General features: G+C 59.6%; 9 protein-coding genes. 5 read left to right on the plus strand and 4 right to left on the minus strand.

The genetic code is table 11. From position 1 onward, the window contains the following. From RTS12_RS19195 to RTS12_RS19215, 5 genes are all read left to right on the plus strand, one after another. The coding region (locus RTS12_RS19195) for an ABC transporter substrate-binding protein (RefSeq protein ID WP_312531384.1) at positions 1-1,000 on the plus strand (1,000 nt) is incomplete at its 5' end. Positions 1,001-1,183: 183 nt separating this feature from the next. After that, positions 1,184-2,176 carry an ABC transporter permease gene (locus RTS12_RS19200; RefSeq protein ID WP_312531399.1) on the plus strand — a complete coding sequence of 331 codons (993 nt, stop codon included), beginning with the start codon at positions 1,184-1,186 and terminating at the stop codon, positions 2,174-2,176. 33 nt (positions 2,177-2,209) lie between these two features. Beyond that, entirely contained in the window at positions 2,210-3,118 is a 909-nt protein-coding gene (gene nikC / locus RTS12_RS19205) for a nickel transporter permease (protein WP_312531386.1), read from the plus strand. Further along, positions 3,115-3,984, plus strand: a complete 870-nt coding sequence (locus RTS12_RS19210; protein WP_312531388.1) for an ABC transporter ATP-binding protein — start codon at positions 3,115-3,117, stop codon at positions 3,982-3,984. The genes nikC and RTS12_RS19210 overlap by 4 nt, the downstream gene beginning before the upstream one ends. Beyond that, positions 3,984-4,739 (plus strand): ABC transporter ATP-binding protein, encoded by a 756-nt coding sequence (locus RTS12_RS19215; RefSeq protein WP_312531390.1) that lies wholly within the window; start codon positions 3,984-3,986, stop codon positions 4,737-4,739. The genes RTS12_RS19210 and RTS12_RS19215 overlap by 1 nt, the downstream gene beginning before the upstream one ends. Positions 4,740-4,766: 27 nt before the next feature. Here RTS12_RS19215 and RTS12_RS19220 read toward each other — a convergent pair whose 3' ends face one another. The 4 genes from RTS12_RS19220 to RTS12_RS19235 form a co-directional block, all read right to left on the minus strand. Further along, entirely contained in the window at positions 4,767-5,501 is a 735-nt protein-coding gene (locus RTS12_RS19220; RefSeq protein ID WP_312531392.1) for a VIT family protein, read from the minus strand. Between the two features lie 122 nt (positions 5,502-5,623). After that, the gene (locus RTS12_RS19225; RefSeq protein ID WP_312531394.1) at positions 5,624-6,451 is read right to left on the minus strand and encodes a metal ABC transporter permease; all 828 of its coding nucleotides are present in this window, start codon (positions 6,449-6,451) and stop codon (positions 5,624-5,626) included. Next, on the minus strand, positions 6,451-7,311 hold the full coding sequence (locus RTS12_RS19230; RefSeq protein ID WP_312531396.1) for a metal ABC transporter permease: 861 nt from the start codon (positions 7,309-7,311) through the stop codon (positions 6,451-6,453). Before RTS12_RS19230 ends, RTS12_RS19225 begins: the two co-directional genes overlap by 1 nt. Before the next feature lie 3 nt (positions 7,312-7,314). Then, the coding region (locus RTS12_RS19235) for an ATP-binding cassette domain-containing protein (RefSeq protein ID WP_312531397.1) at positions 7,315-7,941 on the minus strand (627 nt) is incomplete at its 5' end.

The following is a 7,941-nucleotide window of genomic DNA, read 5'->3' on the forward strand; positions in this document are numbered from 1 at the left end:
GAACGAGGCCGGCTCTGGCCCCTTCACCCTTGCCGCTTGGAAGCCCAACGAGCAGGTCCAACTGGCCGCCTTTGAGGGCTATTTCCAGGGCGCACCCGCGATGAAGCGCGTGATCTTGCGCAACGTTCAGGAAAGCTCGGCTCAGCGACTGCTGCTGGAGCAGGGCGACATCGACGTGGCCCGCAACCTGACCCCGACAGATGTGCAGGGCGTCGAGGGCAAAGAAAACGTCAAAATCGTGACCGAGCCTCGCGGTCGCTTGCTGTACATGGGCCTGAACCAGGACGACAAGCTGTTGTCGAACCCGGCCGTGATCGAGGCGATGAAACATCTGATCGATTACTCGGGGATGGAAGGCAGCTTCCTGAAAGGGCAGTGGGAAATCCACCAAAACATCATCCCCTCGGGCTATCTGGGGGCAAGCGATGACAACCCTTGGACCTATGATGTTGAAAAAGCCAAGAAAATCTTGAACGACGCTGGGATCACCTCGGGCACGATCAAGACCATGGTGCGTGACATTACCGATTATACTAACGTCGCGCAGGCCTTGCAGGCCTCGATGGCAGAGGCAGGTCTGACGTTGGAAATTCAGCAGATGACCGGGGCGCAGGTGCTTGACGCCTATCGTGCGCGTCAGGTGCCGATCTTTATCGGTGAATGGGGCACGGATTATGCCGACCCCAACACCAACGTCTCGACCTTTGCGATCAACCCCAACAATTCACCGGATGAAAAGCATTCAGAATTGGCTTGGCGCAACGCATGGGCCGTGCCGGAAGATCTGCAAAAGAAAGCCATGGCCGCGACGCTGGAAGGGGATGCCGACAAGCGTAAGCAGGAATATCTGGATATTCAGCAAGAATATCGGGATATCGCCCCGATCATCCCGATGTTCCAAAAAATCGGCCAGGATGCGATGCAAAAGAATGTCGAGCATTGGAACAGCGGTGGCGCGCTGGCCTCGGTGTTCTACCGTCAGGTTACCAAAGGCGAATAAGGCTTGAATACGAGCGATACAGTAAAAGGCGCAAGCGAGGGCAACCTCGCTTCGCCGAGCCCGCAATCATCCGTCCCCCAATCCATGACGCCTGATCTTGCGTCAACGCCAGGCCCGCAATCCGCGCCGCCAAACGGCGGCATACCGCGCGGTCCGTCGAATTTCCGGCGGCGATGGCAAAAGATCGGCGGGGTGCTTTTATCGCTCGTCCTGACATTGCTGGGCCTGCTGGTGGTGACGTTCATCATTGGCAGGATCATGCCCATTGATCCGGTGCTAAAGGTCGTTGGCGAACGCGCGACCCAGGCACAATATGACGCTGCCTATCGCGCTTTGGGGCTGGATCAGCCACTTTGGCGCCAGTTTGCCCTTTATGTCTGGGATGTGCTGCATGGCAGCTTTGGTATGTCGATTTCGACCGGCCACCCCGTCAGCGAAGATTTGAAGCGCGTCTTTCCTGCGACGGTCGAACTGGCAACATTGGGCACTTTGATCGGCGTGCTTGTCGGCGTGCCTTTGGGCGTTATTGCCGCCGCGCGCCGGGGGGGCTGGATCGATCAGATCGCCCGCGTGGTGGCGCTGATTGGTTATTCCATGCCGATCTTCTGGCTTGGACTGATGGGCCTTTTGGTCTTTTACGGCATGCTGGGCTGGGTCGGTGGTCCGGGGCGGCAAGGCTTGATCTATGACGGCATGGTGCCCTCGGTCACCGGGCTGGTCCTGTTGGACAGCCTGATCGCGGGCGATTGGGGCGCGTTCAAGGATGCGTTTTCCCATATCATCCTGCCCGCCAGCCTGCTGGGCTATTTCAGTCTCGCCTATATCAGCCGCATGACGCGCAGCTTTATGCTCGAGCAATTGACCGGCGAATATATCTTGACCGCACGGGTCAAGGGCCTGTCCGAGACACAGGTGATCTGGGGCCATGCCTTTCGCAATATCGCCGTCCCGCTGATCACCGTGATCGCGCTTAGTTTTGCCACCTTGCTAGAGGGTTCGGTTCTGACCGAGATCATCTTCAGCTGGCCCGGCATTGGCCAATACATCACCAAAGCGATGCTGGCAGGGGACATGAATGCGGTCCTTGGTGGCACGGTGGTGATCGGAACATGTTTCATCGGCCTCAACCTACTCAGCGATTTGCTATACCGGGTGCTCGACCCGCGTTCGGAATAGGGGCGGGCGATGACGAATGATGAAAGAACGACCATGACCCAGATGACGACCCGCGAGTGGTTGCTCTCTGAGGCACCCACCACAAGACGGCAGGCCCGTTGGGGTGCCATCTATCAAGGCTGGCTGGTGTTTCGGCGCAACAAGCTGGCGATGCTGGGGCTGGTGATCCTGATCTTGCTGATCTTGACCGCGATTTTTGCACCGCTTCTGTCGCCCTATAGCCCCTATGCGCAAAGCCTTGGCAATCGTTTGATGCCTCCTACGGCCGAACATTGGCTGGGTACCGACTCTTTGGGGCGCGATATTCTGTCACGGCTGATCTGGGGCTCGCGCACGACGCTGTTCATTGTCGGGACAGTGGCGCTGATCGCGCCGATCCTTGGCCTGTTCATCGGTACGGTCGCGGGCTTTGCCGGGGGCTGGACCGATCAAATCCTGATGCGCATTACCGATATTTTTCTGGCCTTTCCCAAGCTTATCCTGGCGCTGGCATTTGTTGCCGCATTGGGGCCGGGGATTGGCAATGCGGTGCTGGCGCTGGCGCTGACCTCGTGGCCGGCCTATGCGCGCCTTGCCCGGGCAGAGACCCTGACGATCCGCCGCGCCGATTTCATTGCAGCGGCGCGGCTTCAAGGGGCGGGGCCTTGGCAATTGTTGGTGCATCACATCTGGCCGCTGTGCATCAGCTCGATGATCGTGCGCGTGGCGCTGGATATGGCTGGCATCATCCTATCGGCAGCGGGCTTGGGCTTTCTTGGCCTTGGCGCACAGCCGCCCTTGGCGGAATGGGGTGCCATGATTTCAGATGGGCGCAACTATATCATGGATTTCTGGTGGGTTGCTGCGGTTCCGGGCCTTGCCATCTTTATCGTCAGCCTGGCCTTCAACCTGTTGGGTGATGGTCTGCGCGATGTGCTTGATCCGAAAGGGGCCAAGGAATGAGCCAACCGCTTCTTTCCGTGCGCAATCTGCGCGTCAGCTTTCCCACCCGACAGGGCACATTCGAGGCCGTGCGTGGTATCAGCTTTGATCTGGGCCGCGAGCGTCTGGGGGTGGTGGGCGAATCCGGTTCGGGCAAATCCATGACCGGGCGTTCGATCCTGGGGCTGATCCGGCCACCGGGCCAGGTCACCGCTGATCGAATGGATCTGGATGGGCAGTCGATCCTGAACCTGCCGCCGCGTCAGATGCGGCGCATTCGCGGTCGCAAGATCAGCATGGTCATGCAAGATCCCAAATTCAGCCTGAACCCCGTGATGACCATCGGCGCGCAAATCGTTGAAAGTTACCGCCAGAACACGGGCGCCAGCCGCAGCGATCCGCGCAACAAGGCGCTTGAGATGCTGCGCGCCGTCCAGATCCGCGATCCTGAGCGTGTCTTCAAGGCCTATCCGCATGAAGTGTCTGGGGGAATGGGGCAGCGCATCATGATTGCGATGATGCTGGCACCCGATCCTGAAATTCTGATCGCAGATGAGCCGACCTCGGCCTTGGATGTATCGGTGCGCGCCGAGGTTCTGCACATCATGGATAATCTGGTGCGCGATCGTGGCATGGGCCTGATCTTCATCAGCCATGACCTGAACCTTGTGTCGCAGTTTTGCGACCGGGTGATCATCATGTATGCTGGCCGTATCGTCGAGACCCTTCCGGCAAATCAGCTGCATGAAGCGCGCCATCCCTATACGCGGGGGCTGCTGAACAGCCTACCGCGTCTGGATCATCCGGTCGAACGGCTGGCCGTGCTCGAGCGGCAGGAAAGCTGGCGCGATGCTGAGATCGACACCCCATTCCCAGGAGGGCTGTGATGCTTGATGTCAGAAATCTGAATGTCTGGTTCGGACATGCACCATCGCGCGTGGATGCGGTGAAAAACGTCAGCTTTTCGGTGAAGCCGGGCGAAAGCTTTGGCTTGGTCGGGGAAAGCGGTTCGGGGAAATCGACCATTCTGCGCGCCGTTACCGGGCTTGCGCCCAACTGGTCGGGCGAGATCACGGTCGAGGATGAAAAGCTGGTGGGGCACCGCCGCAGCCGCCAGTTCTATCGCCGTGTGCAGATGGTGTTTCAAGACCCCTATGCCAGCCTTCATCCGCGCCATTCTGTCGATAGCGTTCTTTCCGAAACCCTGCGTTTGCAGGGAATGAGCGATATCGACACACGCATCCCACGCCTTTTGGACGCGGTCGGCTTGGGCAAGGGGTTTCGCTTTCGCTATCCGCATCAGCTGTCGGGGGGGCAGCGCCAACGTGTGGCGATTGCCCGGGCATTGGCGGCCGAACCACAGCTGCTGCTTCTGGATGAGCCGACCTCGGCTTTGGATGTTTCGGTTCAGGCTGAAATTCTGAACCTTCTCAATGATCTACGCCGTGAACGTGGCCTGACTTATGTCATGGTCAGTCATGATCTGGCGGTGGTCAGCCATATGTGTGACCGACTTGCGGTTATGCGCGGCGGCGAGATCGTTGAGGTGATGGATGCGCAAACCCTGCGCAGTGGGCAGGCCCAACAGGATTACGCACGCCATCTGATCAAAGCCAGCCTAGGCTATGCGCGCGCGTCATAAGGGGCGCGCGCCTTGGGTCGCGGCGCCTTAGGCTGCGACCCCAAATAGGCGCCCTACGCCAGCGGTAATTCCCAAGGCGATCGTGCCCCAGATGACCACGCGCGCCACACCCGGTGCCACCGGTGCACCGCCCGTTTTGGCTCCAATGCCGCCCAGCACAGCGAGCGCGACCACGGTGGCGATCAACACGAAGGCCATGACCAGATTTGCTGGCGCCGCTATCGCGGCAACCAGCGGCACGGCTGCGCCAAGGCTGAAGGTCACCGCCGAGGTCAGCGCCGCTTGCAGCGGGTTGGCGGCGCTTGCCTCGGTCAGGCCAATTTCGTCGCGAATATGCGCGGCCAAAGCGTCATGGTCAGAGACCTCACGCGCGGCTTGCAGGGCGGTTTGCGGGCTCATGCCGCGCGCCTCGTAAATGGCCGCCAGCTCGGCCAGCTCTTCATGGGGGGAATCGATCAGCGCTTGACGCTCGCGTTCGATATCTGCGCGCTCGGTGTCGGATTGCGAACTGACCGAGACATATTCCCCTGCGGCCATTGACAGCGAGCCTGCGGTCAGTCCGGCCACCCCGGCGATCAAAATGGCGCGCGGGCTGGGATCGGCTGCCGCCACGCCCATGATCAGCGCCCCGGTCGAGACAATGCCGTCATTGGCACCCAAAACCGCCGCACGCAGCCAGCCCAGCCGTCCGATGTAATGAGGATCATCGGCATGGGCGCTTGGATCAGGGGCAATCGCGTTCGGGGCGTTGTGATTGGTCATGACGGCTCTCAATGAAATGATGTGAAAAGAATAGGCCGATTGCCGGCGATGAACAGACCTTTAGACAGGTCAAACCGGGCAAAACCTGAACTTTGCCTTGGGATGGCAATGCCCGACAGGATTCAGTTTTGGCTTTGACGCTGGACCTGGAACTGGCGGCGCAAAAATGCCGCGATGAAGAAAGCGGTCAAAATCAGGACGATGGTCGCGGCGGGGGAGCTGTCCAGCCAAAAGCTGGCCCAGACCCCGATCAACGAGCTGACCATAGCCACGGCCACGGCAAGACCAAGCATGCGCCCAAGGCTGCGGGTCAGCAAGAATGCAATTGCACCGGGCGCGATCAAAAGGGCCACCGACAAGATGATGCCCACCGCGCTGAGCATTGAGACCACGCAAAGCGACAGCATGGTCAGCAGCCCATAATGCAGCAGGCCAACCGGCAATCCCGCCACCCTTGCCTGCACCGGATCAAACGACAGCAGGGCAAAATCGCGCCATTTCGCAAGAACGACCAGCGTCACACCGGCCGAGATCAGGGCGGATAGCAGCAGATCCTCGGGGCCGATGCCCAAGATGTTTCCAAAAAGAATGTGATCCAAATGCAGCGACGAGCGGACCTGAGTATAAAGGACAACGCCAAGCCCGAACATGCCCGACATGACCACCCCAAGGACGGTATCTTGTTTCACGCGGCTGTTGGTTTGCAGATAGCCCGTCGCCAGCGAACAGATCATGCCCGCGACAAACGCCCCCAGCAGCATCGGCGCACCCAGCATATAGGCAATGACCACGCCAGGCAGGATGGCATGGCTGACCGCGTCACCCATCAGGGACCAGCCTTTAAGCACCAGATAGCACGAAATCAGGCCGGAGGGGACGGAAATGATCAGCGCAATCAGTGCTGCGTCGCGCATGAAGGGAAAGGTAAAGGGCAGGGTCAGCCAATCCATCACGCCACCTCTTTCAGCGCGTCCGCAGCGCGGCGACGCGCGGCCAAAATGCCGTGCTTGGGGGCAAAGACAAAGGCCAGCAAGAAGATCACGGTCTGTAGCACGACAATGACGCCCCCCGTCGCCCCGTCCAGAAAGAACGAGAGATAAGCCCCAAATCCAGAGGTCAGGGCCCCGATGCTGACAGAGAGCAAGATCAGCCGCGGAAATCGATCCGTCAGCAGATAGGCCGTGGCGCCCGGTGTCACCACCAAGGCAATCACCAAAAACGCACCGACGGTCTGCATCGCGGCCACGGTGCAAGCGGCCAGCAGGGTAAAGAAAAGAATGCGCAGACGGTTGGGATGCAGCCCGATGGTGCGGGCATGGGTCTCATCGAAAAAGACGACCATCAGATCGCGCCATTTCAGTGTCAAAATGATCAAAGACACCGTGCCGATGATGACCAGCTGCAACGTATCCTCGGGGCTGATGGCCAGAATATTGCCCATGGTGATGGTCTGGATGCTGACCGCCATCGGGTTGAGCGAGATCATGAACAGGCCCAGCCCGAAAAAGCCGGTGAAGATCAAACCGATCACCGTATCCTCTTTCAGTCCGGTGCGGGCGTTCAGAAACTGCATCGCCAGCGCGGCAAGCCCGCCCGAGATGAAAGCACCCAGCGCGAAGGGCAGGCCCAGAATATAGGCCCCCGCGACACCGGGAACGATCGAATGGCTTAGCGCATCCCCGATCAAGGACCAGCCTTTCAGCATCAGATAGGCCGACAAAAAGGCGCAAACCGCGCCCACCAGCGCCGAAACCCAGATGGCATTGGCCATATAGCTGTAATGGAAGGGGATAAGCAGGGTCTCCAGCATGGGCTAGGCCTTTCCCTGCGGCTTGGCTTGGGAGTTCGGATCGATCGAGGCATCAGTCTGGGCCTTGCGTTGATCGTCGTAGAAAATCAGCGGGCGCTCGTCATCGCTAAAGACCGTCAGTTCACGCGGGTCGTCATCATCATGCAAATGCTGCCCCCCCAGAACGAAATGGCGCAGAACGCCGCCAAAAGCGGTGCGAAGATTGTCGGGGGTAAAGACCTCGGCGGTTGGGCCTGATGCCAAGACCGTGCCTTTGACCAGCACAACCCGGTCGCAAAATTCAGGAACCGAGCCCAGATCATGGGTCGAGACCAACATGACCCGCCCTTCACTGCGCATCTCGCGCAAAAGTTCGATTATGGCGGTTTCGGTTTTCACATCAACGCCGGTAAAGGGTTCGTCCAGCAAGATGACCTGTCCGCCCTGAGCGATCGAGCGCGCCAGAAAGACGCGCTTCTTTTGTCCGCCGGACAGTTCTCCGATCTGGCGTTTGCGAAACTCGCTCATGCCGACGCGGGCCAGCGCATCACTGACAGCCTGATGATCGGCTTTGCGCGGGTGACGGAAAAAGCCCATATGGCCATAGCGGCCCATCATCACCCCATCCTCGACCAGAACCGGAAAGCTCCA

Origin of the sequence: Paracoccus sp. (in: a-proteobacteria) (assembly GCF_032007265.1) — a bacterium.
Classification (GTDB): domain Bacteria; phylum Pseudomonadota; class Alphaproteobacteria; order Rhodobacterales; family Rhodobacteraceae; genus Paracoccus.